Below are 25,403 nucleotides of genomic sequence, written 5' to 3' on the forward strand. Positions count from 1 at the left end.
ATTGCAACCGATCGGTCACTAACCGTCAAGGGGTCAGTTCTCACACCGCACCGGAATCGGGTGCGCGCAATGATTTGCCATTACGTAACTCCACGCTCGGAGTACGGCCATCAACACCCGTCATTCTCATCCGAACGAATATGGAAACAGGGGCAGTGACTTTGCTCGATAACCGTCTCCACCATGCACAACGAGCAGCTTCATGAGCTCTCGCCGGGTCGGTAAATAGGCATCGACAATGCGAACGCGCCCGATGACTACCAATTGTCCGAATAGTTGCTGAATATACTGCTCGGACGCAGCTCCTCGGCGAACAACACCTTTGTTTCCCGTATTCGTAGAACCAGGATGGAGGGGCCGCATGCCCACACCGACACCGGCACGTGCCGATCATCCGCTCGCCCTGCCCACCGAAGCGGAGATCGCCGAGGTGCGCGCCGTCGTCGCCGACGCCGGGCTGATCGCGCCGACAACACGTTTCGTCTACGTCGGCCTGGACGAACCGGACAAGTACGCCGTCTACGACCGGTCGGACGCCACGCCGTTGGACCGCTGCTTCCGCGTGCTGCTGCACGACGTGGATCGTCCGAACGCCGTCGACCTGACCGTGTCGCTCGGCCGCCGCGCGGTGCTCACCCAGCGCACCATGGACGCGATCGTCGACGGCCAGCTGCCGGTGCTCGACGAGGAGTTCGAGCTGGTCGAGGCGGTGCTGGCGACCGATCCGGACTGGCTGGCCGCGCTGGCCGCCCGCGGCCTCGACGTCACCGAGGTGCGGGTCGCCCCGCTGTCGGCCGGCGTGTTCGACTACCCGGGCGAGGCAGGTCGACGCATCCTGCGCGGCTTGGCATTCCACCAGCAGCACGAGAAGGACCACCCGTGGGCGCATCCGATCGACGGGCTGGTCGCCTTCGTCGATGTCATGACCCGCGAGGTGTTGCGGGTGATCGACGCCGGGCCGGTCGACATACCCCAGGAATCCGGGAATTTCGACGACCCCGGTGTGACCGGACCCCTGCGCAGCACCCAGAAACCGATCGAGATCACCCAGCCGCAGGGGCCGAGTTTCACCGTGCGCGGCAATCTCGTCGAGTGGGAAAAGTGGTCGGTGCGAGTGGGTTTCGATGCCCGCGAGGGACTTGTCCTGCACCAGATCGGTTTTCACGACGGCGGCCGGGTGCGGCCGATCATCCATCGCGCGTCCATCGCGGAGATGGTGGTGCCCTATGCCGATCCGTCGCCGATCCGCTCCTGGCAGAACTACTTCGACACCGGTGAGTACCTCGTCGGGCGCTACGCCAACGCCCTCGAGCTCGGCTGCGACTGTGTCGGCGACATCACCTACTTCGACGCGGTCATCGCCGACGAGGCAGGCCGGCCGCGCGTCCTGCACAACGCGATCTGCCTGCACGAAGAGGATTTCGGCGTGCTGTGGAAGCACACCGACCTGTGGACCGGCTCGCGGGAGGTGCGCCGCCAGCGCAGGCTGGTGATCTCGTTCTTCACCACGGTCGGCAACTACGACTACGGCTTCTTCTGGTACCTGTACCTCGACGGGACCATCGGTTTCGAGGTCAAGGCCACCGGCATCGTGTTCACCGCCGCCTATCCCGGCGCCGACCACCCGTTCTCCACGCAGGTGGCCCCCGGGCTCGGCGCGCCGTATCACCAGCACCTGTTCAGCGCGCGACTCGACATGATGGTCGACGGACATCGCAACCAGGTGGCGGAGGTCGAGAGTGTCCGGCTGCCGATCGGCCCGGACAACCCGCACGGCAACGCTTTCACGCGGCGGCGCACCCCGCTGATCCGCGAATCGCAGGCCCAGCGGCTCGCGGACAACCGGGTCGGCCGCACCTGGCACATCAGCAACCCCGAGGTACGTAACCGCTTGGGGCAGCACGTCTCCTACGTACTGCACCCGGAAGGCAAAGAGACGCTGCTCGCCGCCGACGAGTCGCCCATCGCGCAGCGGGCCGCGTTCGCCACCAAGAGTCTCTGGGTTACCCGCTATGACCCGAAAGAGCGCTATGCCGCAGGCGATTTCGTGAATCAGCATCCCGGCGGTGCGGGACTGCCCGACTATGTGTCCGGCGACCGTTCGCTCGACAACGAAGACCTCGTCGTGTGGCATACGTTCGGCCTCACCCACTTCCCGCGCCCGGAGGACTGGCCGATCATGCCGGTCGCCTATACCGGCTTCACGCTCGAACCGGTCGGCTTCTTCGACCGCAACCCCACCCTCGATGTTCCGCGCACCGGCTCCGGCCACTGCGCCGGCTCGACCAGTCCCTGCCATGGAGCTCCCGTTGACTGAATCATCCACTGCCGGTGCACGATTACGCGGTTCGATCGGGGTGGCGGGGATCGTATTCCTCGTCATCGCGGCCGCCGCGCCGCTGACCGCCGTCGGCGGCGCGTTGCCGCTCATGATCGGGCTCGGCAACGGGGCGGGCGCGCCGACCGCCTACCTCGTCGCCGCGGGCGTCCTGCTGCTCTTCAGCGTCGGATATGCCGCGATGAGTAGCCATCTGGACGAAGCAGGAGCGTTCTACGCCTACGTCAGCCGGGGCCTCGGCCCTCGTGCCGGGCTCGGTGCGGCGGGTCTGGCTTTGCTGACGTATACCGCTATCCAGGCTGGGATCTACGGGCTGGCGGCGTCGACCGTCGACGAGCTCGTCGTGCACTACGGTGGGCCCGACTTACCGTGGTACGTCTACGCTTTCGCGCTGATGGCCATCGTCGCCGTGCTGGGTTACCGCAATATCGAGCTCGGTGCCAAGGTGCTCGGTGTGCTGCTGGTGGTCGAGATCGCCAGCATTGTGGCGTTAGCAGCCGGCGTGCTGAGCCGCGGCGGCGCACACGGCATCGACACCGTCTCCTTCACTCCGTCGGCGTTTTTCGACGGATCTCCCGGTGTCGCGTTGATGTTCGCGATCGCGTCGTTCATCGGGTTCGAGGCCACCGCGATCTACGGCGAGGAGGCCCGCGACCCGCGCCGCACCATCCCCCGGGCCACCTACCTCGCGGTCGGCACGATCGGCGTGCTCTACGCGGTGGCCAGCTGGGCGGTCGTGCTCGCGTTCGGCAGCGATGACGTCGCGGCGGCTGCGGGTGCGGACCCCGAAGGTCTGACCTTCACCGCCGCGCGGCTGTTCCTCGGCGAATCCGCCGCCGATCTCATGGCAATACTGCTGGTGACCAGCTTGTTCGCCGCCCTGCTCGCCTTCCACAACGCGATCTCCCGCTACGGCTACGCGCTGGCCCGCGACGGCATCGGTCATCCGGCGCTCGGCCATATCCACCTCCGGCACGGCTCGCCACACAAGGCCGCGCTCGCCCAGACGCTGTCGGCGGCGCTGCTCCTCGGCACCTTCGCACTCGCCGGCGCCGACCCCGTCCTGCAGCTGTTCACCTGGATGTCCGGCCTGGCCACCGTGGCCATGCTGCTGCTGATGTTGCTCACCAGCGTCGCCATCATCGTCTTCTTCCGCCGCACCGGCGTGGATCGCCGGGCCTGGCACACGGTGATCGCGCCCGTCCTCGGCACCGGTGGACTGCTGCTGATCACAGCGCTGGTCATCGACAACTTCACCACCCTGGTCGGTGGTTCCACCCTCGTCGCAATCGTCCTCCTGGCCACCGTCGCAGCCACCTTCGCGCTCGGCGTCACCCTCGCCCGCCCCGCCCCGAACCCCGCGCAGCCGCACACTTTCTGATTTCCCGCACATGAAATCGCATGCGATTCCCGGTGCGGGAAATCAAAAGGTGTGCGGCGGGCCGGGCTCGGTACGGCGCGGACGGTGGCGCGCGGGGCCGAGTCGGGACAGACTTGATGCCGTGAATCCCATGCCATTCGGCCCGAGCGCCGATGACCGCGCGGGTGCCCGGTGAGCGCCCTCGCGCGCGGCGAGAACCGGCCTGTACCCGCCGATCGGATGACGGTGACGGTCGCCTGCTCGGCCGGAGTCGACGTGTCGGCGCTGCTGCTCGGTGCGGACGGACGCGTCCGGTCCGACGCCGACTTCGTATTCTTCAACCAGCCGGTCGGACCCGGCGTCACCTATCGGCACGGCAGCGGCCGTGGCGACATGGTCGACGTGCAGACCAGCGCGCTACCGGCCGACGTCGACAAGGTAGTTGTCACCGCCAGCCTCGACGGCAGCGGACCGCCGACCTTCGCCCGCGCCGGCACGCTGCAGGCGACGATCGGCTCCGATTCGGGGACACTGACTTTCCCGATGGACGGGCTCACCACCGAAACGGCCGTGGTGTGCGTGGAGATCTATCGCCGCGGCGGCGCCTGGAAGGTGCGTGCGGTCGGGCAGGGTTACGACAACGGGCTGGCCGGTATCGCGACGGCGTTCGGGGTGAATATCGACGACGAACCCGAGGCGCCCACGCCGAGTGCGGCTGCTGCCGCACCGGTTTCGCCGCCGGGCTACCCGTCGCAGGCACCGCCTCCGCCACACGGCGCGCCCCCGCCGAACTACTCGCCCCAGGGCGCGCCCCCGAATTACCCACCAGCTGGCGCACCGCCGAACTATCCGCCGCAGGGTGCACCGCCGAACTACGCACCGCAAGGCGCACCACCGAACTACCCACCCCAAGGCGCACCGCCGAACTACCCGCCCCAGGGCGCACCACCGAACTACGCCCCGCAAGGCGCACCCCCAGTCCCCGCCTACGCACCGCCTGTCGCGCCCTCACCTCAGCAAGGAGCACTGCCCATGCAGAGCGATCTGTTCAACCCGAACCACGCCGAGGTCACCGGCGTCGGCATCCAGAAGCAGGGCAGCAAGATGATCAAGGTCGCCGTCAACGGCGAGGTCATGGCGCGGGCCGGTTCGATGGTGGCGTACCAGGGCGACATGCAGTTCAAAGCGCTGGGCTCCGGCGGCATCGGCCGGGCGATCACCCAGCGGCTCACCGGCGAGGGCGTTCCGCTGATGAACGTCTCCGGCCGCGGCGACCTGTTCCTCGCCGACAGCGCCGCCGACGTGCACCTCATCGACCTCGACGGCAGTGACGGCCTCACCATCAACGGTTCCAACGTGCTCGCCTTCGACTCGAGCCTGAGCTACCGGGTCCAGCGGGTGCAGGGTGCGGCCGGAGTCGCCAGTAACGCCGGACTTTTCAACTGCGTCTTCACCGGACGGGGCCGGATCGCCATCACCACGCACGGCTCGCCCGTGGTCTTGCAGGTGGATCAGCCGACCTACGCCGATCCGCAAGCGGCGGTGGCTTGGTCGTCGAGTTTGCAGACCGGGATCAAGCGCAACGACTCGTTCGGCCTGGGCAGGTTGCTCGGGCGCAGCACCGGTGAGGGTCTCACGCTGGCGTTCTCCGGTCGCGGCTTCGTCATCGTGCAGCCTTCGGAGCTGCCACCCGGCGGGTTCATCGGCGGCACCGGCGGCGGCCAGCAGGCCGGGCAAGGCGGGGGGCTGTTCGGTTAACCAGGGATAGTTCGGCTAACAATTCGCGCGCCACGATTGACCACACGCGCACCGTCCGCGATGATCGGCAGCACCTCGGATTTCTGAGCGTTGCGACGAGGCATTCCTATCACCCTGGCATTCGGCACAAAGCGTGGCGGTAAGGCGAAGAGAGGTCGGAAATTTGACGAGCAGCAGGCGTTTTCGAGATCGGGCGGCTAGATTCGCGGTACTGGCCGGGGTCGCGTCAGCCGGATTCGCCATGACGGGAACCGCGCAGGCCGAGCCGTTATGGCCCGGCGGCCCAGATATACCGGGTATTCCGGCCATCATCCAGCCGCCGCCACCCGCGCCGGTCTACGCACCGTGCACCGCGGCGAAGGTGCGCGCGTGCATGCGGCTGTCGACCAAGGAAGTGTGGTTGATGGAGGACGGCCGGACCGTCTTCGGCCCGAAGCCGATCGAGATCGGCAGGCCGGGATACGAGTCGCAGGTCGGCGTCTTCGATGTCGACTTCAAGCGGCGAGATTTCTGGAGCACAATGCACAATGCACCGATGGAATACGCAGTCTTCTTCGACGGCGATATCGCCACACACATCGGGCCACTCGATTCGATGTCGCACGGCTGCATTCGAATGAACCCCGATGCCGCCGAGGCCACCTTCAATCATCTGGAGCCCGGCGACATAGTCGAAGTCGTGGAGTAACACGATCTTTCAACACGCGAAACGGGATGCCCTCGACGGGCATCCCGTTTTTGCTCTCGGTAACCCCGAAGTCGGCCATCCCGGCCGTTCCGATAGGCGGCTACGGGGCCGCCACATCGACGCAGCCGGGGGTGGGGTCGACGACGTCGCAACCGGACGGCGGGCGGGTGGGCCGATAGTCGGGCGATACGCCGCCCGCTGCGATGGTCTCGGTGTAGGTGGCGACGGCCTTGGTGGGGCGGCGCTGCAGGGCCGGGTCGCCGAGCACGTCCACGGTGTAGAGGCCGAATCGTGGGCGGTAGCTGCCCCATTCGTAGTTGTCGGTGATGCTCCAGTAGTTGTAGCCGATCAGGTTCACGCCGTCGGCCTTGGCGCGTTGCAGCCAGTAGACGGTGTCGCGCAAGTGGTCGCTGCGGTTGTAGTTGCCCGTACCCGGCGTATTGCTGTCGTCGGAGTTGGCATCCTCGGTGGGCATGCCGTTCTCGACGACGTAGATCGGCAGGTCGGGCTTGCCGACCTTGCGCGCCTCCTCCGCATAGCGTTTCACCGCGTAGTAGATGCCCTCGGTCCGGATCGGCAGGTTCCACATACCGGGTGACCCGATGGCCGCGATGGACCGGACGGTGGCGGGTGGCGACGAGGCCGGCGGCTCGAAGGCGAAGTAGTAGTCGACGCCGATGTAGTCGAGGTGGTCGGCGATCTTCGCGAAGAGTCCACCGTTGACCTGATCATCGATTCCGGCGACGTAGCCGATATTGCTGGTCACCTGCGCGTCGGGGCGCACCTGGTGAATGTAGTCGTAGATCTTGTTGTGCGCCTCGGCCACCAGATCTTCCATCCGCCCCTGGTTGGTGGCGTTGTTGCGGACCTCGTGCATGATGTAGGCGACCGGCTCGTTGATGGTGACCCACAACGGATTTCGCGGGGCGTATCGGTCCACCACCTTGCGCATATTGGCCAGCCAGGCCTCCACCATTTCCGGGTTGTCCCAGCCGGTGTCCGGGGAATCGGAATGTTTGCCCTGGAAGGCGCCGTCGTAGGCCCAGCCCGGGTACACCCAGTGATCGAGGGTGAGCATCGGCCGCATGCCCGCCTTGACGATTTTGGCGATCACCGCGTCGTAGAAGCGGAACCCGTCGGCGTCCCACTCCAGCCGGCTCGTCGGTTGCAGCCGCGCCCACTCGATCCCGATCCGGAACACCTTCACCCCGAGCGACTTCGCCAGATCGATATCGGCGGCGTACCGGTTGTAGAAGTCGATCGCGCTCTGATATCGGTCGAACTCGGGGTGGCGCTCGATGTAGCGCACCCAATTGCTGTCGGGCGCATCGTTGCCCACGGAAACGCGATGCGCCGAAACCGAGCCCAGCGCACCTGTGCCGGGGCGGTCGTTGCCCGGCGCGTGCCCTTCCGACTGGAAGCCGGACGCCGCGACGCCCCAGAGGAAGTCGGGCCCGAGCGCGGCCACCCCCGCCGTTGGCTCCGGCTGAGCAACACTCTCGCCGGGGACCAGCAGCGCGGCCATCGAAGCCGCGAGTGCTACCGCGGCACGCCGTGTCCATGTGCGCATAAACCGTGAACTTAACCGATTAATTGCTGAACCCTCGGCAAGCTCGGTCCTCTCGGCGAGTGCAGGGCACGGAACACCCACGAGAAGCAGACCTGGCCACGCAGCCAGGCAGTTGCGAGAGCCGACGATTCTGCGCTGGACCCGCGTCAGTTCGTGGACATGCGCCGGTCGATCCGGGCGATCGTCACGGCAGTCGGGGCACCGTAGGCCCCGTTGCTGGCACCAGCTGCGGCCTCCTCCGCCGCGGCGGCGGCATTGGCGACCGTGATGTCGTCGGGGGCGAAGGCGGCGGCCTTCGCGGCGGCGAGCGCGGCGGCGGCCGCGTCCCCGACGGTGACCGCCGCGTCGGCGCTGGCGACCGCGTAGAAGGTGGCCTTGATCGCGTGGTTGGCGGCGACATACGCGTGCCATGCGGCGTCGCGGGTGGTGTTCGCGGCCGCGACGGCACGGGCGGCGCCGTGGGCGCGCGCGACATGGTCGACCGCCTTGTCCCGGTTCACCGCACGCCTGCTCGCGGCACTGGCCCGGCCCGCAGCGCTGGTCGCTCTGGCGCGCGCTTGGGCGAGCAGCTCACGGGTGTCGTCGACCTCCAGCACGGCGGTCCCCTGGGCGCCACCGGGCAGCAGCGGAATCACTTTGCCTACCAAGGGAACCCGCCGCCATCGAGCTGTGGAGCGCCCTCGCCGGACACCCCGAACCAGTCCCGGCCGACGCTGTCCTGGTTCCAGAAAGCCAGCGAATCCGTTGCCGCACAGTAGATTACGATCGCCAGCAGGGCAAAAGCCGCTAATTCCTTCGACAAACGCGTCACAGCGAACCTCCTCGATCGTTGCTCGTGCGCCGGTACACCCGGCGAATGCGGTAGGAGCCACACAGCATGCGCAGTGGGCGCACATCTCCGGATTGCCCGAATTCGATCCGGAGCCAACGGAAATGCGCGCCTGCCGCTAACCCAAGATGCCGAAAGTGAGAATCCCGACGAGGTTCTCCGTTACCGCGAGCACACTGTTCACTAGACCGAAGAGACCACTCAACATGACTGCTCCTGTGATTCGCCATTGACGGATCGATGACATTTGCCGAACGAGAGCACGAGCTGGATCGCCGAGGAAGGCTAGCGCACCTGTCCCCAAAAGGACAAAACACCTGCGCGCGGCGGCCGTCACCGGCGAAGCCGCAGGGCAGCAGCCATTTTCCCAGCTCAGCGCCTGATCAAAAATCTATCGAAGATTCTTCCATCCGAACGTACTCGGGTAACGAAGACACTATCGACGCCTGCCACTGACGGTTCCCGGCATGGTCAGCGTTGGACGCCCAACCGGGTTGTTCCCGCCACCTGGAGTTCTCGTAACGGGGCACCGACATTTCAGACTCGGCGTCGGATCGACCGCACGAAAACTGACCAGGTGGCTTGAAAACACAGGAAACGAAAGGGAGATCATGCTCGCACCGCTCCTCACTGCCATCGTTACCGCCCTCACCTCGGGCCTCACCAGCGTCGTAACCGCGCTTCTCGGCGGCTGATTCGACACGGTCCGGGGTGGCGGCGAAGCCCACCCCGGACCGGCGAACGCCGCAGGCCTTCGTGACCACTACCGGCCCAGAGCCGAGCAGAGCAATGTGAAGGTGGAGATAGTGCGTCGAATGCTGTTCTCCAGAACAGGTATTCGGAGACTAGGAACAATCGTCGCAGGTGCGGCCTTCGCCATGCATACCGGAGCAGGCACCGTCCCGGCTCAGCCTGCGCCCGGCCAATCACCGCGCTGCCCAGCCCTGTACGCCATCGGCGTGCCCGGCACGGGCGAATCATCTCCGGACGCGAACCCCTCGGCCGACCGCGGCATGCTGTCGGCGATCCTCCGGCCGATGCTGGCGGCGGAGCCGGACCGGGTCGATCGCGCCTATGTCCCCTACGAAGCGGGTTTCGGCGGTGCGGTGCCGGGCGGCCAAGTCCCCTACTCGCAATCGGTCACCGGCGGCCTGCAGCAACTGCGGGCGATGACGCAATCGGTCGTAGATCGGTGCCAGGACACCCGATTGGCCTTTGTCGGGTACTCCCAGGGCGCACATATCGCCTCCTTGCTCGCCCAGGAAATCGGCCGCGGCGAATCCCCCGTGCCCGCCGACCGGATCGCGGGCGTCGCCTTGCTGGCCGACCCCACCCGCTACCCCGGCGCACCGCTGTTCCCCGGCGCCGCGGGCAAACGCGCACCGGATCCCGCACCGGGCACGGTGTCGACCGGCCTGGCCGCGCTGCAGGCCCAGCCCGCGCCCGCCGCAGGTGGCGGAATCGGGCCACTGCGCGATCTCGCCCCCGACTTCGGCGCGCTCACCGGCCGGGTCGCGTCGTTCTGTATCGACGGCGATCTCGCCTGCGACTCCCCCGCGAACGCCCCGATCCTGCACATGATCACCAACATCGCCGGTCAGGCGCTGCTGCCCTTGGACGACCCGCTGACCGCGCTGTCATCGATCACCGACGCCCTGGCCGCCACGGTCAGCAAGACCGCGACCGACGTGGTCGACAAGGACCTGCACGGCTTCACCCCGGGCAGCCTCGTCCTGGCCCGCGACAAATCGCTGAGCGAACGACTCGCCGAAGCCTCCGACCCGCGCTCGGTGATCGACGACCCGACCGGGCAGGCGGCCGCGCTGCGCATCGCGACCATCACGCTGAACACCCTGACCAGCATCGTCGGCGTCGTGCTGCATCCGGAAGACGTCTGCCAGATCGGGGCCCTCGGCGCCACGGATCCGCTGGCCGGCCTGGCCACCCTCGGCGCCAAGATGTTCGCCGCGATGCCCAAACGCTCCGCCGCACCGCGGTTCACCCAGGTCGTCACCCAGGCGTTCAACGCCATCGGACGCCTGGTCAGCGACAACATCGAACTCGTGGACACCGAGGTGTGGGCGAAGTATCAGGACGCGGTGACCCGCCACGGCGCATATGCGGTCACCGCAGTCGACGCCGACCGCCCCTCGGCGCAATTCATCGCCGACTGGTTCGTCGAACTCGCCCGTGCGCTACCGGTGCCTGCTGAACCCAAACCTGGTCTCGCCCAGCCCGACAGCGTGCTCGTCACCATCCCTGATCCCGAAGTCCGGTCGCCCTCCGCCGGTAGCGCCACCAAACCCTCTACCCCGCAACGGAAGCCGAAGAACCCCGCTCTCGAGGTCGGTACCGGTGCGCAGGTGGACACCACTGATCCGTCGCGTGGTCGCATCCGGCCGGAATCCGCCGAGGCGAAGACCAAGCGCCTCACCACAAGTCGGCACCTCGTCTGGGCGTTGCTCCTTTCCGAAAGCGCCTGCCTGCTCTACTCGGGTCGCAGAAGGATCGTCCGTACGGGGTGGGACACAGACTTTCTCCATGAACGACAGTAGGCAGGTCCGATCGCATAATCGGCGATGCGGACCTGCCTGTTGCCGGATGAATCAGTAACGCGGGGAGGTCACTACCGCGGCATGATCGGCTTGGCCTTCGGCATGTCGCCGTCGGCGCCCGGCTCGGGGCCGAGGAACATATCGAGCCACTTGTCGACGGGTATGCCGCCGAGGCCCAGCTCCGCGCCGCCATTCGGTGGCCGGAGGAAATCCCGCAAAGTGGAGTTGAGTGTCGCCGCGAGTTCGGTTTCGACGGCTGCCGATTCGTCGCCGGTCTTGCCGCCCTTCCCCTTGCCCTTGCCCTTGCCCTTGCCCTTACCCTTACCCTGGCCCTTTCCCTTGCCTTTTCCGTTGTCTTCCTTGCCACCCAACGTGTCCGGCTCCGCGACGGCGTCGAAGTTCTGTGCCAGGGTGGTCGCGTTCGGCGCCGTGCCCGAATCTTGTTGCGGGGCGGCATTTGCCGCGCCCGCGGCAACGGCGAGCGTCGCCGTGACGGCGAACAGCCCGGTCACCGCGGCGATCGCGGTTTTGTGAAACATAGGTAACCCCTTTGTCGTAGCGAATGCGATACAGGCGGCCGACACGTGTCGGCACTACGACGTATTCGGATCGACGGCGCGTCTGGATCGGAGAATTCGGCGCGAATTGTCGCTACGACAGCAAAATTGCCCGAGCACGACCAATGAGGCCCGGGGGATCCCCGAGCCTCATCGGACTGTGTACAGCGATAGTGAGCCGCAGGGGCGACCACGACTCACTCTGCGGAACTGTCCCGAACTTCATGGGACTCGAACAGATTACCCAGTCGATCCCAATCCCGTGGCGATTCCGGATGGAATGTTCCGCTGACCGTGCCGACGCTGGATAAACGCAATCTTGCATTCGGTAGAAAGTGACACGCCCGCGCGCACAACCGCTTCGTGTGGATCCGTAACGGGCGGCAGTCCGATCCCGAATCACGGTTACCTCGCCGCTTTTCCGCGAGGCAGGAGTAATGAGGACGGGCCCGATGACAATGTACGGTTCTGGTTCGAAACCGATGCGGCGATCTCGCCGTACCGCCTGGCTGGTCGCGGTAGCGCTCGCGGTGACCACGCCGCTGGTCACGCCGCCGCCCCCGGCGAGCGCGCAGGCCGTGGTCGATCACATCACCCAGCGCACGGACCGCTGGCAGGAGGTATTCGTGCGGTCGCCGGCCATGGGCCGCATCGTGCAACTCGATGTTTTACTGCCCGCGGACCGTACAGCACCGCGCCCCACCCTCTATCTGCTCGACGGAAACGGCTCGACCGAGACTCAGCCACTGAGCACCTGGACCATGCGCACCGACATCGTGAGCTTCTTCGCCGACAAGAAGGCCAACGTCGTGATGCCCGTCGGCGGTGGCGGCACCTTCTACACCGACTGGCTGAAAGACGACCCCGCACTCGGGCACAACAAGTGGGAGACATTTCTGACCGAGGAGCTGCCACCGCTGGTCGATAATCTGCTGCACGGCAACGGAATCAACGCCATGGCCGGTGTCTCGATGGGTGCGCAGGCCGCGACCACGCTGACCTTCCGCCACCCCACGCTGTACCGGGCTCTTGCCGCCTACAGCGGCTGCCTGTACTCCAGCAACCTCGGGCAGGCCACCGTCCGCACGGTCGTGGCCGACAAGGGCGGCAATGCCGACAACATGTGGGGCAGCGTCGCCAACCCCGAGTGGCCCGCCCACGACCCGATCCGGCACGCCGAAGCCCTGCGCGGCAAACCCATCTACCTCTCCACCGGCACCGGTGTCCCAGGACCCTACGACCTCGCCTTCGACCCGAGTTACTCCTACCCCACCGACCTCCCGGCCGCCATCGCCATCGAGCAGGTCGCCCACGAATGCACGCTGCTCTTCGACGCGAAGCTGCGCCTGCACCGCATCCCCGCAACCATCCGCTACAACACCCCCGGCACCCACGCCTGGCCGTATTGGCAGGATGCCCTGCATGATTCGTGGCCGACGCTCAGAGCCGGTCTCGGAATCTGACCGATCCCGCCGGGTACTGATCAGCGCTCTGTCTCGTAACGATCGTGCCCGGCGAGCTTGTCGTAGGCGGCGCAGGCGGCGATCAGGGCTTGATGAGTGTCGACCTGGCGGGGCAGGTCGTCGCCGGTGCTGACATCGCGCCAGTCGACCCAAGCGCGGGCCAGTTCGTCGACGGCGTTGCCGACGCCGCCGATGCCGGGGGCCGCGGCGGCTATTCCTTCGATCAGGTAGCGGCGCAGGGTGCGCGCGGCGCGTTCGATCCCGGGGCCGTTCACCCGGCGCGACGTGGGCGGGCTCGCCTCGATCGCGGCGCGATGGCGGTGGATCCACTCGTCCACCGCGGCGAGCAGGCAGGCGGCCCGCAGGATCGGCGCGGCCGGATGCCGTTCGGGGACAACGTCATGCATCGCGTCCAGCAGTTCGTAGGCGGTGGGGAGGGCGGGCGATGGCCGCTGTCCCGGGGACGGTCGGTCGGGCTCGGACATGGTTCCGACTCCAGCTACTCGGCGTTCGGCAAACGAGCTGAGGCACAGAATCGCAGTCCAGGTGGTGAGCTGTCTTGGGCTGTGCACCAAGGACTAGTTCGTAACTTGTTCTCCGACACAGCCATTCGATAGGTCGATCAGCCTGGGTAGTTCCCCGGTCGAGGTGGCGACCCGATCTAGGCCCAGGACCGCCCGACGACCTCGTCGAGCCGCCATCGCGTCGAGTTGGGCGAATCGCCGTCCAGTGGGCTGCCCAATTGCCTTCGGCGTGTCGGCAAGCGGGCGGCAACAAGCGCTGGATAATTCGGAATGTGGCAGTGGTGACGATGCGTCGCAGGTCCGCGCTGGCCTTGGCGGCAGGCCTGCCTCTCGGCCTGCTGGCACTGAAGCACGCCGCGGCCACCGGACCGGTGATGCGGTACACGATGACCGCGTTCACCCATTCCAGCGAAACCGATTTGTACGTGTACGAATCGACCGATGCGACAAACTTCCAGCTCCTGCGCGGACCCGCCTACCGTCCGCCGACCGGCCTGTTGCGCGACCCGTCCCTCTTTCGCCACGTCGACGGCGTCTACTACCTGACGTACACCACCGCATGGGAGGGCCGCACGATCGGCTTCGCGCGCAGCGACGACCGCGTGAACTGGACGCACATGTACGACTACGAGGTGGCGGACCCGAGCGTCACGTCGACCTGGGCGCCGGAATGGCTCGTCGACGCGCAGGGGAACGTCACTGTGATCGTGTCGCTGTCCGACGGATGCCGGTTCACGCCGCATCTGATGCGGGCCGTAGACAAGGAACTGAGTACGTGGGGTCCGCTCACGCCGCTGGCCGGGCTAGGTCCGCCCGCCGGCTACCAGACCCCCGTCGATCGCCCCACCTGCGACCACTTCGGCTACGGCTACATCGACACCACCGTTGTGCACCACTACGGCCGCTACTTCGCGTTCACCAAGAACGAGACCAGCAAACTCGTCGAACTCGCCGTCGCCGCCGACCCGGCCGGCCCGTATGTGTTTGTCGCAACCGGAGATTGGGCGCGCTGGGGCGCGCCGCGCGAAGGTCAATGCGTCATCCCGCTGCCCGGCGGCGGCTGGCGGATCTTCTTCGACGACTACAACGAGGACCACCCCCGGTACTTCTACAGCGACAGCCGCGACGATTTCCGAACCTGGTCCGAGCCAATCGAACTCCCCCACCTGTCCGGCACCGTCCGCCACTTCACCGTGCTCCCCGAGACCAGCCGGTAGGCCACAGCTCGGCGCTGACCGCCGTCCGGCAGATTGCCCGAACATAACCAAAGAGGCCAAACCGGCCCAGGAATGACCTGAAATAGGGTTACGGTGAACCGCGTCACCGACGAGACTTGTAGTTGCATCCGGCGCCGGGCGCTTTGCTCCCTTATCTCGGGTACGCGCAGAACGACCGGCCTCACCCAGAGGATATGGCCGGTCGCCGGTGCCGGATGCACCTCGACCGTCGCTAGGGAAGGCCTACCTTGCCCACGCAATCGGAACATCGAACGATGGGGGACGCGCGGTTTCGCGCGTGCGCTATGCAGCAGAGTCTTCGCAGTGAGGCACGAGCCGGTCGCATTTGCCAGGCGCATGCACCAGGCCGCGCCGACCCCGTCACGTGACCGTGCAGACCGCCGACGGACCGAGGCCATGGGCGATGTGCGGCGAAGGCGGCCGCCGGCCGCTCCTGCCGGACTGGCACGAACTGTCCGCCGCATTGCGACTGCAAACCGGGGACCGTCCGGGCGACCACCTGGTCATCCAACTGGCTCGAGCGTTGGCGCAGTTGCACCACACCCGCCGCGCACAGCCGGACCGCCTGGTGGAAATCGACTGCCGCCGTGGCGAAGTCGTCACCGTGATCGATGATTGGGTGGCCAAGCAGGTCCCGCCGCGGCGCACGGACGACCAGCAGGCCGAGTCCCTCGGCAGCACCATCGACCGGATGGCGGCCGCCCAGATCCTCGCCGACCACCTGTTGATGACCGCCGAGAACGTGCCCGAACAGCGCGTGCACGCGGCGTGGTCCCGGCTGGCCGCGCTCGCCAACCAGTGGACCGATCTCGCGCACGACATCGAGACGCGCCGACCACGATCGATCGGCCATCGCTGAGTTGTTGTGTGAGTGCCGGTCTCGGCGCTAGGCCTGTTTCGGCGCTATGTGGGAATGGTCCAGAGATAAGCCGATATCGGCGGCAGTTCCGTGGTGTCTTCGAGGGGGTCGACGCGTAGTAGGCCGATGAATTCCTCGACCGACGTATAGCGCGCCAAAATGTCCTCCAGCAAGCGGCGCGCGGCTTCCTCCGGTTTCATGAGCCGGTTATGCCCACGGGTCCGAAATACAAACTGACCAACAGGTTTCTTTGGTGCTCGATAGTTCGCTGATCGCCGATCCGTTCATTACGGCCTCCACGTGTGGGGTCACTGCTGATCGGATGTGCCGAACGACTGCTGGAAAGATTCGCCGAAACGAGGCTTACTCACATTACCTATCCGGCGCACGTTCGGCTGCAACCAAGCAGTGTGCGTCGCGTAATCGAATGTGCCGCGCCCCGATACGCCGGGCAGCAGAATGAGCGCTATGACTGCCTTGGATCAGGAAGCCCTCGACTGGCTCGTGCAGTTCGGGGCACAGGCGCGCAGCGACGAGCAGACCCAGCAGCTGGTCGACCTGGTCGACGGCCGGATCAGTGCGGTCAACGCGCAACTGCCCGGTGACGCCGAACTCGCCGAGCAGTTGCATGCCGCGACCCGCTCGCACTGGCGCAGCTTCCTGGCCATGGTGAGCCGGGAGGTGTTCGAGGTGCATCCACCCGCGGAGGTGCTCGCGCTGTCGCGGACGGTCGCCCGGCGCGGGTTCGGCATCGACGTGGTGATGCGCACCTACCGGGTCGGGCAGGCCATGCTCTGGCAGTACATCACCGACTTCCTGAACAAGGCGATCGAGGACGACCAACTCCGCAGCGCCGTGCTGCTGCTGTTCTGGGATCGCGTGCTCGAATGGACCGACACCTGTGTGGAGGCCTCGGTCGCGGTGTACACCGACGAGCGTGAGCAGTGGCAGCGCGGCGCGCTGGCGCGGCGGTTCGGGCTCGCGGGTGCGCTGCTGCGCGGCGACGCGGTCGACGTCGATCAGGCCGAGACCCAGCTCGGCCACTCGCTGCGCCGCTACCAAACCGCGCTGGTGCTGTGGACCGACGAGTCGCTGGCCACCCCGGACCCGGTGCGCACCCTGGAGAAGTTCGGCAACGACATCGCCACCCTGCTCGACGCGCCGCGACCGCTGATGCTGTCGTCCGGGGTGCGCGGCATGTGGGCGTGGCTCGCCACGGCGGGCGTGCCGGACCTCGCCGCCCTGCCCGCGGCCGGCCAGCCCGGCCTGCATGCCGCTGTTGGATCGTCGGCCCCGGATATCGCCGGGTTCCGGCAGAGTCATCGCGAGGCCATCGCCGCACAGCGGGTGGCGATCGCAACCGATTACGCCGCGACGGTGATTCGCTACAGCGACGTCGAATTGGTCTGCCTCACCACCGGTGACGGCAGCGTCGAGGCGATGCGTGCCATGGCGACAAGGGAATTGGGCGCGTTGATGAACACCGACGAGACCACCGCCCGGTTGCGCGAAACACTGCTCGCCTATCTGGCCTGCGGCCGCAATGCCCCCGCCGCCGCTCAACAATTGAACGTGCACCCCAACACCGTTCGCTACCGCATCAACCAAACCGAGGAATTGCTGGGGCATTCCATCGAAGAGCGGGCCACCTATATCGAATTGGCGCTCCGCTGCGCACAAACCTATGGCGACAAATTCCTGACGCCCCAGCCGGACCGCGCGATCGCCTAGGCCTCGCGGCGTCGCCGGCCATCGTGTCCATGTCGTAGCCATCCATGGCCGGCTGGGTGCCACCTCGGCCGCGCCAGTCGATGGCGCGGCAGCGTCGGACTGTGCAATGTGCATAGTCCAGCGGGCGGTGAATTAGAACATTGCCTCTGGACCTATCACCCGCTTTAGCATTTGCTGTTACTTAGCCTTACAGAAATTCTGGTGGGTTACGCGCGGCGCGCCGTTCACCGGCGCGCAGTCGTGGCCGGAATACTTTCTCCGCCCGACAGATCCCTTCATCGGATCTCATCAGCACCGCTCACCAGCGAAAGAAGCCGCAATGAATACCGTCATCCCCGGTAAGCTCGGGCGATTCCGCACTGCGGTTCTCGTCGCCCTCATCGCGATTGCCGCGCAGGTTGCTGCCGGAATACCAGCAATTGCCGCACCGGCCGAGCAAAACCCTGTCGCGCAGCAGGTTCCGGTGCAACCGCCGCTGCCGTTCCCGATTCCGCCGTCCCCGCCGGAACTCGACCCGGCGTTCTACGCACCCCCGGCCGATGTGGTGGCGTCGAAGCAGCCCGGCGAGATCATCGCGGCGCGCGCGGTGCATCTCGCGTTCTACTCGACTATTCCGTTCAACATCGACGCGTGGCAGTTGTCCTACCGATCGACCAACACCCGGGACGAACCGATCGCCGCGGTCACCACGCTGATGAAGCCGCGCGGCGACAACGGCGGCGTGCCGCGCCCGCTGCTGTCCTATCAGTTCCCGCAGGACTCGAACGCCCAGTACTGCGCGCCATCGTATGTGCTGCAACAGGCTTCGGTGCCGGGCAACATCAGCGGCCAGTTCGACATCCCGTTCGAGTTCGTGCTCCCGCTGACCGGGCTCGGGGCGGGCTGGGCGGTGGCGATGCCGGACCACGAGGGCCCGAACTCCGCCTTCGCCGCCGGTCCGCTCGGCGCCCGGATCACCCTCGACGGCATCCGGGCCGCGGAGAACTTCGAGCCGATGGGCCTCGGACCGCAGACCAAGGTCGGGCTGGCCGGGTACTCCGGCGGCGCGATCACCACCGGGCACACCGCCGAACTGGCGGCGTCCTACGCACCGGAGCTCGATATCGTCGGAGCCTCGGAAGGCGGCGTCCCGGCCGACATCAAGGCGATGTACCAGATGGCCAGCGGCAATCTCGGCTCGGGACTGATCTTTTCGGGGCTGCTGGGTGTCGAGCGGGAGTATCCCGAGCTGGCCGCGTACAACGCGCAGCACATGAATGCGTTCGGTAAAGCCTTGGCTCCGGTCAAGAATTCGCTGTGCCTGTACTCCGCCGCGATCCTGCCGTTCATGAATCTGGAAGGCGGACTTTATGATTCACCGAACGCGTTGAACGATCCCGTGCCCACCAAGGTCTTCGACGCGCTCCGGATGGGTCATGCGGTCCCCGACATGCCGATGTTCATCTTCAACTCCAACCCCGACTGGATCGCACCGGTCGGCCCGGTGAACGCGCTGGTCGACCAGTACTGCCGTGACCCGAAGGCCCAGGTGCAGTACACCCGCGACCACTTCAGTGAACACATCACGCTCGAAATCGACAGCCTCGCACGGGTATTGCTGTGGCTGAAGGAACGCTTCGACGGTGTCCCCGCGCAGCCCGGCTGCGCGATCCACGACGAGGGCTCCATGGCGTTGGATCCCGCGAGCTGGCCGATCTGGCTGCAGGGTGCGGGCACGGTGCTCGCCGGGCTGGTGCAGCAGCCCATCGGCAGCCGGTAGCCCGCGTCAGAAGAGAGTCATCGGGTCGGTGGGCGCCGGTTCGGGCAGCGGTGCGAGCTCGGGCAGCTCGGCACGCACCGCCTCGTGGAACCGGCGCGCGAGCGGGACGGCCTCGGCATTGTCCGGGGTGTGGATGAAGACGGTCGGCGATCGGCCCTCGCGCAGCCATTCGACGACCGTGCCGATCCACGGCTGCCAGCCCTCGACCGTGCGCTCGGTCGAGTCGCGGCCGTGGTAGCGGACGATCGGGAACTCGGTGAGGGCGCGGGTCCGGCGCGGCACCCGCGGCTTCTTCGACCACGCTTCCTGCTCGGCGGCGGTGACCGGTAGTCCGTCGAAAAGTGTTGTGGTGTCGAAGGGTATCCACTCGGCGCCGACCCGGGCGAGCACGCTTTCCAGCTGCCGGGCGGCCTGCTCGTTCTCGAAGAACGCGCGATGCCTGACCTCGACCGCCGAGCGGTACTGCTGCGGCAGCCTGCGCAGGAACAGCGCGAGCGGGCCGAGATCGTTCGGGCCGAACGAGGCGGGCAACTGCACCCACAGGGCGTGCGCGCGCGGGCCGAGCGGTTCGATCGCCGACAGAAACGCGCGCATCTCCTCGTCGACCCCGGCCAGCCTGCGCTCATGGGTGATCGAGCGGTGCAGCTTCACCACGAACCGGAACTCGGGCGCGGTCTGCGCGGCCCACGACTCCACCGTGCGGCGCGCCGGTATCGCGTAGAAGGTGGTGTTGCCCTCGACCGCGTTGCACCGGTCGGCATAGGCGGCCAGCCGCGCCCCCGAAGACGGTTGCCATTCCTGCCATGCCGCGTGCGTCCACATCGCACAGCCCACGTGAAGCCGCATGCCAGCGACGGTAGTACAGCGCCGAGCCGGCCGAGACCCTGGCCAGCCCCGACGCCGGTTTCCCCCCGCCCGACGCCCCGCCAGTTGTTTTTCGGCGGCCGAGTTCGGCCGACGACGGAATGTGACGTTGTACCGAGTGGAAGCGGAATTCGGGCGAATATCCGTTCGGGTGCTTACAGTTTGAGTAACGCAGTAGCGGGCATCCGGCGTACGCGGGGATGCCCGCGTAATGTACCGACTCCGAGGAGATCGTCCGACCGTGGTTCGTTCAGACAAGTTCAGAGCTTCGCAGAAAGTATCCACGCATAAGACTGCCCGATCGGGTCCCGCCGTCGTGTGGCCAGACCCGAGCCCACTCGCCTCCTGGTGGCAGCAGGTGATGCAATCCGGGTCCGGCGAGCGCGCGAGCGCCTTCGAGGTCGCGCGATGACCGACGGCGAGAACTGGGTGCACGGCACCGTCCGGTGGTTCGACACCGCCAAAGGATTCGGCTTCCTCGAATCCCCCGAATACCCGAACGGGGTCTTTGTGGAGTATTCCAGCATCGACTCCCCCGGCTTCAAAACCCTCTCCGCGGGCCAGCCCGTAGTTTTCACCTGCGAGCTGCGCCCGCGCGGCGTCGAGGCCACCGCGGTACGCCCGATGGCATTGTTATCCACCGCTGCCGCATAAACCCGCACAGCCCTTGATGTCTCGCACGCCCCACGGTCGTGGTGTGCGACGCATCAAGCGAGGGCGAGCACTTCGGCGCCGATCGCCGCGGCCGCGGGCACGATGCCGGGGAACGCGCGCAGATGGGGAGTCAGTGCGAGGTCGTTCAGCATCGACTGCGCGGCCTGCACACGTATACGTGCGGGGATCGGGTCCCAGTCCGGGTGTACCTTGCGCAGCAGGTGTACCCACTCGGCGATATAGGCGCGCTGCGCGGCCTTCGCGCGGGCGCGGTCCGGGTCGGGCAGATGCCTGGCCTCCGACACGAGAATCTGCATGAGATAAGGGTTTTCGAAGACGAATGCCCCGTAGCCCGCGAGTAGGCGTTCGAGTCCGTCGCGCGGGTCGGCGGCTTGCGCGAGAGCACGGTTCAGATCTATGCGGAGCCATTCGTCGCCACGGACGATGCCCGCCATGAGAATGTCCGCTTTCCCGGCGAAGTGGTTGTAGACGCTGGGGCCGGCAATGCCGACGGCGGCACCGATCTCGTCCACGCTGACGCTCGCGAAACCCCGTTCGGCGAACAGCGTGATCGCCTCGGTGAGGATCGCTTCCCGCCGGGCCCGCGCGGCCAGCGGCACCGCCACGGCAGGCTGATCCGATCGCTGCCCCAGCTGCGGCACCGGCGCGGCCAGCACCGCGCCGACGAGTTCGCCGAGCAGCGTGCCGAATTCCGGCTCCGGCAACGAAAGACCGTGGAACGACACGCTATTGGCGACGGCCAAGGCGCTCCAGGAGAGCAGGTCGGCCGCCGCCGGATCCAGGTCGGGGCGGCGCGCGGCGACGACCTCGGCGAGCCGGGCCCCGATCTGCTTGGCCTGCTGCCGAAACGCGGCTCGATCATCGTCGGACAGGTGCCTGGCCTCGCGCCGCCACAGCACCCCGACATCACGGCGGGCCAGCACGGTCGCGGCCAACGTGCCCGCGATGTCGGCGGGCTCGCCCGCCGCCGCGTCGAGTGCGGCGGCGAATGCGGTCAGCGCCTCGTCGACAACGGTGGCCAGCAGACTCTGCTTGCCGCGGAAATGCCGGTACAGCGCGGACGGTCCGATGGCCACCGCCTCGGCGACCTCGCCCATGCCCACATTCGCGTATCCGTTGCGGCAGAACAGTTCCGCGGCCGCCGCGACGATCAGCGCCCGCCGATTCGCCGGCCGGGTGCCACGGGCCGGCCGGACCACGCCCGGCCCGTTCACCATTCGATGCCGCTCCCTCAGGAAACTTGACTGTCGCTGGGATCCCAATACTTCTTGCGAAGTTCGCGCTTGAGGATCTTACCTGCGCCCGATATGGGCAACGCGTCGGTGAACTCCACCGTGCGCGGGGTCTTGTACCCGGCGATCAGCGCTTTGCAGTGCGCACGCAGCTCCTCGCCGGTGGCCTGCGCGCCGGGCAGCAGCACCACCACGGCATGCACGCGCTCGCCCCACTCGGGGTCCGGCACCCCGATCACCGCGCAGGCGGCGACCGCAGGGTGCGCCGCGAGGGCGTTCTCCACCTCGGCGGAGTACACGTTCTCGCCGCCGGTGATGATCATGTCCTTGATCCGGTCGACGATGAATACATAGCCGTGCTCGTCCATTCGCCCGCCGTCGCCGGTGTGCATCCAGCCGTCGCGCACGGCGGCGGCGGTGTCCTGCGGCCGGTTCCAGTAGCCGAGCATGACGTTGTCGCCGCGCACGACGACCTCGCCGACCTCGCCACGCGGCACCTCGTTGTCGTCGGGGTCGACGATGCGTACCTCGACATGCGGCATGGCACGGCCCGCCGAACGCCGCAGCGCCGGATCGTCGTGGTCGGCCGGGGACAGCAGCGTCGCGACGGGCGCCAGTTCGGTCATGCCGTAGGCCTGGGTGAAGCCCGCGCCCGGGAAGACCTTGCGGGCCCGGCCGAGCACCGCCTCGGCGATCGGCGAGGCACCGTAGGTCACCGTCTCGACGCCGCTGAGGTCGAAGTCCGCGACGGCGGGATCGTCGACCAGCAACTGAATCATGGTGGGCACCAGCAACAGATTGGTGACGCCGTGTTCGCTGATCGCCCGCATGACGCCCGCCGGGGTGAACATCGGCACGATCACGTGCGTGCAGTTGACCAGGTTGCCCGCCGTCAGCATGGCGATATCGGCGAGATGGAACATCGGCGCCGCGTGCAGCACGGTGCCGCCGCGGCTGACGAACTCGCCGCCCGCGGTGCTGCCGAGCGCGGAGATGATCATGTTGTCGTGGCTGAGCATCACGCCTTTGGGATGCCCGGTGGTGCCGCCGGTGTAGAAGACACCCGCCAGGGCCACGTCGCCGGTCCTGGTGTCCTCGGCGGGCGCGTGCTCGGCGACGAGTGTCTCGTAGTGCAGTGTGTCGGCCGGTGGTTCGCCGTCGCCGCAGAAGATCACCGTGGCCAACTCCGGAAACTGTTGGCGGAGTGCGGGAATCATGGCGGCGAAGGCGTCGTCCACCAGCAGCACCCTGGTGTCGGATTCGCGCAGCGAGTAGCCGATCTCCGCCGGACTCCAGCGGATGTTCACCGGGTTGACCGCCGCCCCGATCCACGGCACCGCGTACAGATATTCGTAGTAGCGATCGGAATTGAGCGCCAGCATGCCGACCCGGTCGCCGGGCCGGACTCCGAGCGCGGCCAGCGCACCCGCGAATCGCGCTATGCGATCGGCCGATTCGGCCACGGTGCGCACCCGGTCGCCGTAGATCGTCAGTGGTCGATCCGGGCTCTGTTGCAGGTTGCGGTGCAGGGATTGGGTCAAATACATTGCGGGTCCTAGATGTTGAAGCCGCCGCCGCAGACCAGGGTCTGCGCGCTGACGTAGTCGGACTCGGGAATGCACAGCAGGTACACCGCGCCCGCGGCCTCGGCCGGCGTACCGCCGCGCCCGAGCGGCACCATCTGCTCCATCGCCGCGAGCAGGTTGGGGTTCACACCGACCTTGATCTCCTTGCCCTGCACGTCGATCGTGCCGCCGGTGCCCGCGGGCGCCTCGGTGAGCCTGGTCTTGATCAGTCCGAACGCCACCGCGTTCACCGTGACGTTGTAGCGGCCCCACTCCTTGGCCAGTGCCTTGGTGAGCCCCAGGATGCCCGCCTTGCCCGACGAGTAATTCGCCTGTCCCGCATTGCCGCCCGTGCCCGCCAGCGACGAGATGTTCACGACCTTGCGGCACGGCACCGGTTCACCCGCGGCCTTGGCCTGCTTCACCGCCGCGGCGATCACCGGCTGCGCCGCGCGCAGGATCCGGAACGGCGCCTTGAGGTGCACATCGAGGATGGCATCCCACTGTTCGTCGGTCATCTTCTGGATCACCGAATCCCAGGTGTAGCCCGCGTTGTTGATGATGATGTCCAAGCCGCCGAATTCGGCAACGGCGGTCTGCACGAAACGTTCCGCGAAGCCCTCCTCGGTCACGCTGCCGACACACGAAACCGCCTGCCCGCCCGCGGCTTCGACCGCCGCGACCGTCTCCGCGGCCGGCTCGGCGTCGAGGTCGTTCACCACGACCCTGGCCCCCTCGCTCGCCAGCTTCAGCGCGATCTCCCGTCCGATGCCGCGGCCGGAGCCGGACACAATGGCGACCTTGCCATCCAGAGTTCCCATGTGCTGCTTGTCCTTTCAGAAGGCGACAACGGCGTCGCCGGTGCGGGTGGGCGTTCGCTCACCGCACCTTCTCGTACAGGGTCACCACGGCCGCGCCGCCGAGCCCGATGTTGTGCTGTAGTGCGACCTTCAGATCGGCTGCGACCTGGCGTCCCTCGGCCTGTCCGCGTAGCTGCCAGACCAGCTCGGTGCATTGGGCGAGCCCGGTCGCGCCGAGCGGATGCCCCTTGGACAGCAGTCCGCCGGACGGATTGGTGACCACGCGGCCGCCGTAGGTGTTGTCCCCGTCGTTGACGAATTTCTCCGCCGTACCCTCCGGCGTGAGACCGAGCGCCTCATAGGTGAGCAGTTCGTTGGCGGTGAAGCAGTCGTGCAGCTCGACGACCCGGATGTCCTCGGGCGAGACCCCCGACGCTTCGTAAACCTGCTGTGCCGCAGCCTTGGACATGTCGTAGCCGACGATCTTCGTCATGTCCTTGTCCGCGAAGGTGGACGGGAAGTCGGTGGTCATCGCCTGCGCCCTGATCACGACCGACGGGTCGATGCCGTTGGCCGCGGCGAAGTCCGCGCTGACGATGACCGCGGCGGCCGCGCCACAGGTGGGCGGGCAGCACTGCAGCCGGGTCAGCGGGCCGTAGATGTGCGGCGAGGCAAGCACTTCGGCCACCGTCAGCGGATCGGTGAACACCGCTCGTACCCGAGACCGGCATCCAGCAGCGCGGCCCGCGCCGCCTCGGTGCCCATGACGTCATAGGTCCGGCTCCGGCTGGGCGTGGTGAACGGAATCATGCCCACTCCCGCCACGACGGCGTGTCTGCTCATGGCATTCCTATCGACAGTGACTAGCGGCTGTTCACTTATTGAACAGCACGACACCTGAAGCAGGGAGGAAAATCCACGAACTGGCTGGTCAGTGACCCGAGTTGCACTATCGAATATTCACTTAGCTCCACGTGAGCACCCCGGAAACGGCCCGAGCCCCCGCATCTCTCGAGGAGATGCGGGGGCTCGCGTCAT

22 protein-coding genes and 1 pseudogene are annotated in these 25,403 nt (G+C 67.1%); 11 read left to right on the forward strand and 12 right to left on the reverse strand.

Features of this window, described 5'->3' with window-relative positions; translation table 11 throughout:
- Positions 1-361 precede the first annotated feature (361 nt).
- The 4 genes from IBX18_RS35305 (at position 362) to IBX18_RS35320 (ending at position 6,144) form a co-directional block, all read left to right on the forward strand.
- Complete coding sequence (locus tag IBX18_RS35305) at positions 362-2,317, forward strand: primary-amine oxidase (RefSeq protein ID WP_194837797.1); 1,956 nt, start codon at positions 362-364, stop codon at positions 2,315-2,317.
- Entirely contained in the window at positions 2,298-3,719 is a 1,422-nt protein-coding gene (locus IBX18_RS35310) for an APC family permease (RefSeq protein WP_194837798.1), read from the forward strand. Before IBX18_RS35305 ends, IBX18_RS35310 begins: the two co-directional genes overlap by 20 nt.
- 219 nt (positions 3,720-3,938) lie before the next feature.
- Positions 3,939-5,456, forward strand: a complete 1,518-nt coding sequence (locus IBX18_RS35315; RefSeq protein WP_194837950.1) for an AIM24 family protein — start codon at positions 3,939-3,941, stop codon at positions 5,454-5,456.
- Positions 5,457-5,697: 241 nt separating this feature from the next.
- Entirely contained in the window at positions 5,698-6,144 is a 447-nt protein-coding gene (locus IBX18_RS35320) for a L,D-transpeptidase (RefSeq protein WP_194837799.1), read from the forward strand.
- Positions 6,145-6,244: 100 nt separating this feature from the next.
- Here IBX18_RS35320 and IBX18_RS35325 read toward each other — a convergent pair whose 3' ends face one another.
- The 3 genes from IBX18_RS35325 to IBX18_RS35335 form a co-directional block, all read right to left on the reverse strand.
- Positions 6,245-7,714 carry a family 1 glycosylhydrolase gene (locus tag IBX18_RS35325; protein WP_194837800.1) on the reverse strand — a complete coding sequence of 490 codons (1,470 nt, stop codon included), beginning with the start codon at positions 7,712-7,714 and terminating at the stop codon, positions 6,245-6,247.
- A gap of 146 nt (positions 7,715-7,860) precedes the next feature.
- Positions 7,861-8,361 (reverse strand): hypothetical protein, encoded by a 501-nt coding sequence (locus IBX18_RS35330; protein WP_194837801.1) that lies wholly within the window; start codon positions 8,359-8,361, stop codon positions 7,861-7,863.
- Positions 8,355-8,525 (reverse strand): hypothetical protein, encoded by a 171-nt coding sequence (locus IBX18_RS35335; protein WP_194837802.1) that lies wholly within the window; start codon positions 8,523-8,525, stop codon positions 8,355-8,357. Before IBX18_RS35335 ends, IBX18_RS35330 begins: the two co-directional genes overlap by 7 nt.
- A gap of 896 nt (positions 8,526-9,421) precedes the next feature.
- Here IBX18_RS35335 and IBX18_RS35340 point away from each other — a divergent pair.
- Positions 9,422-11,098, forward strand: a complete 1,677-nt coding sequence (locus IBX18_RS35340) for a cutinase family protein (protein WP_194837803.1) — start codon at positions 9,422-9,424, stop codon at positions 11,096-11,098.
- A gap of 71 nt (positions 11,099-11,169) precedes the next feature.
- Here the strand turns inward: IBX18_RS35340 and IBX18_RS35345 are convergent, their stop codons facing one another.
- On the reverse strand, positions 11,170-11,637 hold the full coding sequence (locus tag IBX18_RS35345) for a hypothetical protein (RefSeq protein WP_194837804.1): 468 nt from the start codon (positions 11,635-11,637) through the stop codon (positions 11,170-11,172).
- A 500-nt stretch (positions 11,638-12,137) separates the two neighbouring features.
- Between IBX18_RS35345 and IBX18_RS35350 the strand changes: the two genes are divergently transcribed.
- Positions 12,138-13,118, forward strand: a complete 981-nt coding sequence (locus tag IBX18_RS35350; protein WP_194837805.1) for an alpha/beta hydrolase family protein — start codon at positions 12,138-12,140, stop codon at positions 13,116-13,118.
- Positions 13,119-13,138: 20 nt separating this feature from the next.
- Here the strand turns inward: IBX18_RS35350 and IBX18_RS35355 are convergent, their stop codons facing one another.
- A complete protein-coding gene (locus IBX18_RS35355) occupies positions 13,139-13,603 on the reverse strand; it encodes a hypothetical protein (protein ID WP_194837806.1) in 465 nt (154 codons plus the stop codon).
- Positions 13,604-13,914: 311 nt separating this feature from the next.
- On the opposite strand from IBX18_RS35355, the gene IBX18_RS35360 reads away from it, so the two are divergent.
- Both IBX18_RS35360 and IBX18_RS35365 read left to right on the forward strand, forming a co-directional pair.
- Positions 13,915-14,859, forward strand: a complete 945-nt coding sequence (locus IBX18_RS35360; protein WP_306796551.1) for a glycoside hydrolase — start codon at positions 13,915-13,917, stop codon at positions 14,857-14,859.
- A 385-nt stretch (positions 14,860-15,244) separates the two neighbouring features.
- Positions 15,245-15,739, forward strand: coding sequence for a DUF4254 domain-containing protein (locus tag IBX18_RS35365; protein ID WP_159080157.1), 495 nt, complete (start codon positions 15,245-15,247; stop codon positions 15,737-15,739).
- A gap of 44 nt (positions 15,740-15,783) precedes the next feature.
- On the opposite strand, the gene IBX18_RS35370 is transcribed toward IBX18_RS35365, so the two are convergent.
- Positions 15,784-15,939, reverse strand: a complete 156-nt coding sequence (locus tag IBX18_RS35370) for a hypothetical protein (RefSeq protein ID WP_186818298.1) — start codon at positions 15,937-15,939, stop codon at positions 15,784-15,786.
- Positions 15,940-16,207: 268 nt separating this feature from the next.
- Here IBX18_RS35370 and IBX18_RS35375 point away from each other — a divergent pair, with 268 nt between their 5' ends.
- A complete protein-coding gene (locus IBX18_RS35375; protein WP_194837807.1) occupies positions 16,208-17,470 on the forward strand; it encodes a CdaR family transcriptional regulator in 1,263 nt (420 codons plus the stop codon).
- 319 nt (positions 17,471-17,789) lie between these two features.
- Positions 17,790-19,229 carry a lipase family protein gene (locus IBX18_RS35380; RefSeq protein ID WP_194837808.1) on the forward strand — a complete coding sequence of 480 codons (1,440 nt, stop codon included), beginning with the start codon at positions 17,790-17,792 and terminating at the stop codon, positions 19,227-19,229.
- A 6-nt stretch (positions 19,230-19,235) separates the two neighbouring features.
- Here the strand turns inward: IBX18_RS35380 and IBX18_RS35385 are convergent, their stop codons facing one another.
- Positions 19,236-20,075 (reverse strand): DUF72 domain-containing protein, encoded by an 840-nt coding sequence (locus IBX18_RS35385; RefSeq protein ID WP_228542293.1) that lies wholly within the window; start codon positions 20,073-20,075, stop codon positions 19,236-19,238.
- 426 nt (positions 20,076-20,501) lie between these two features.
- Here IBX18_RS35385 and IBX18_RS35390 point away from each other — a divergent pair, with 426 nt between their 5' ends.
- Positions 20,502-20,747, forward strand: a complete 246-nt coding sequence (locus tag IBX18_RS35390; RefSeq protein ID WP_147129046.1) for a cold shock domain-containing protein — start codon at positions 20,502-20,504, stop codon at positions 20,745-20,747.
- A 53-nt stretch (positions 20,748-20,800) separates the two neighbouring features.
- Here the strand turns inward: IBX18_RS35390 and IBX18_RS35395 are convergent, their stop codons facing one another.
- The 5 genes and pseudogenes from IBX18_RS35395 to IBX18_RS42500 form a co-directional block, all read right to left on the reverse strand.
- On the reverse strand, positions 20,801-21,985 hold the full coding sequence (locus IBX18_RS35395) for a TetR/AcrR family transcriptional regulator (protein ID WP_194837809.1): 1,185 nt from the start codon (positions 21,983-21,985) through the stop codon (positions 20,801-20,803).
- Positions 21,986-21,999: 14 nt separating this feature from the next.
- Complete coding sequence (locus IBX18_RS35400) at positions 22,000-23,547, reverse strand: long-chain-fatty-acid--CoA ligase (protein WP_194837810.1); 1,548 nt, start codon at positions 23,545-23,547, stop codon at positions 22,000-22,002.
- Between the two features lie 8 nt (positions 23,548-23,555).
- Entirely contained in the window at positions 23,556-24,386 is an 831-nt protein-coding gene (locus IBX18_RS35405) for an SDR family NAD(P)-dependent oxidoreductase (protein WP_194837811.1), read from the reverse strand.
- A gap of 58 nt (positions 24,387-24,444) precedes the next feature.
- Positions 24,445-25,077: pseudogene (locus IBX18_RS35410) on the reverse strand (lipid-transfer protein); the annotation flags it as partial.
- A complete protein-coding gene (locus IBX18_RS42500) occupies positions 25,056-25,208 on the reverse strand; it encodes a hypothetical protein (RefSeq protein WP_228542294.1) in 153 nt (50 codons plus the stop codon). The pseudogene IBX18_RS35410 and the gene IBX18_RS42500, both read right to left, overlap by 22 nt.
- Between the last annotated feature and the right edge of the window lie 195 nt (positions 25,209-25,403).

This window comes from Nocardia sp. XZ_19_369, assembly GCF_015355715.1.
Lineage (GTDB): Bacteria > Actinomycetota > Actinomycetes > Mycobacteriales > Mycobacteriaceae > Nocardia.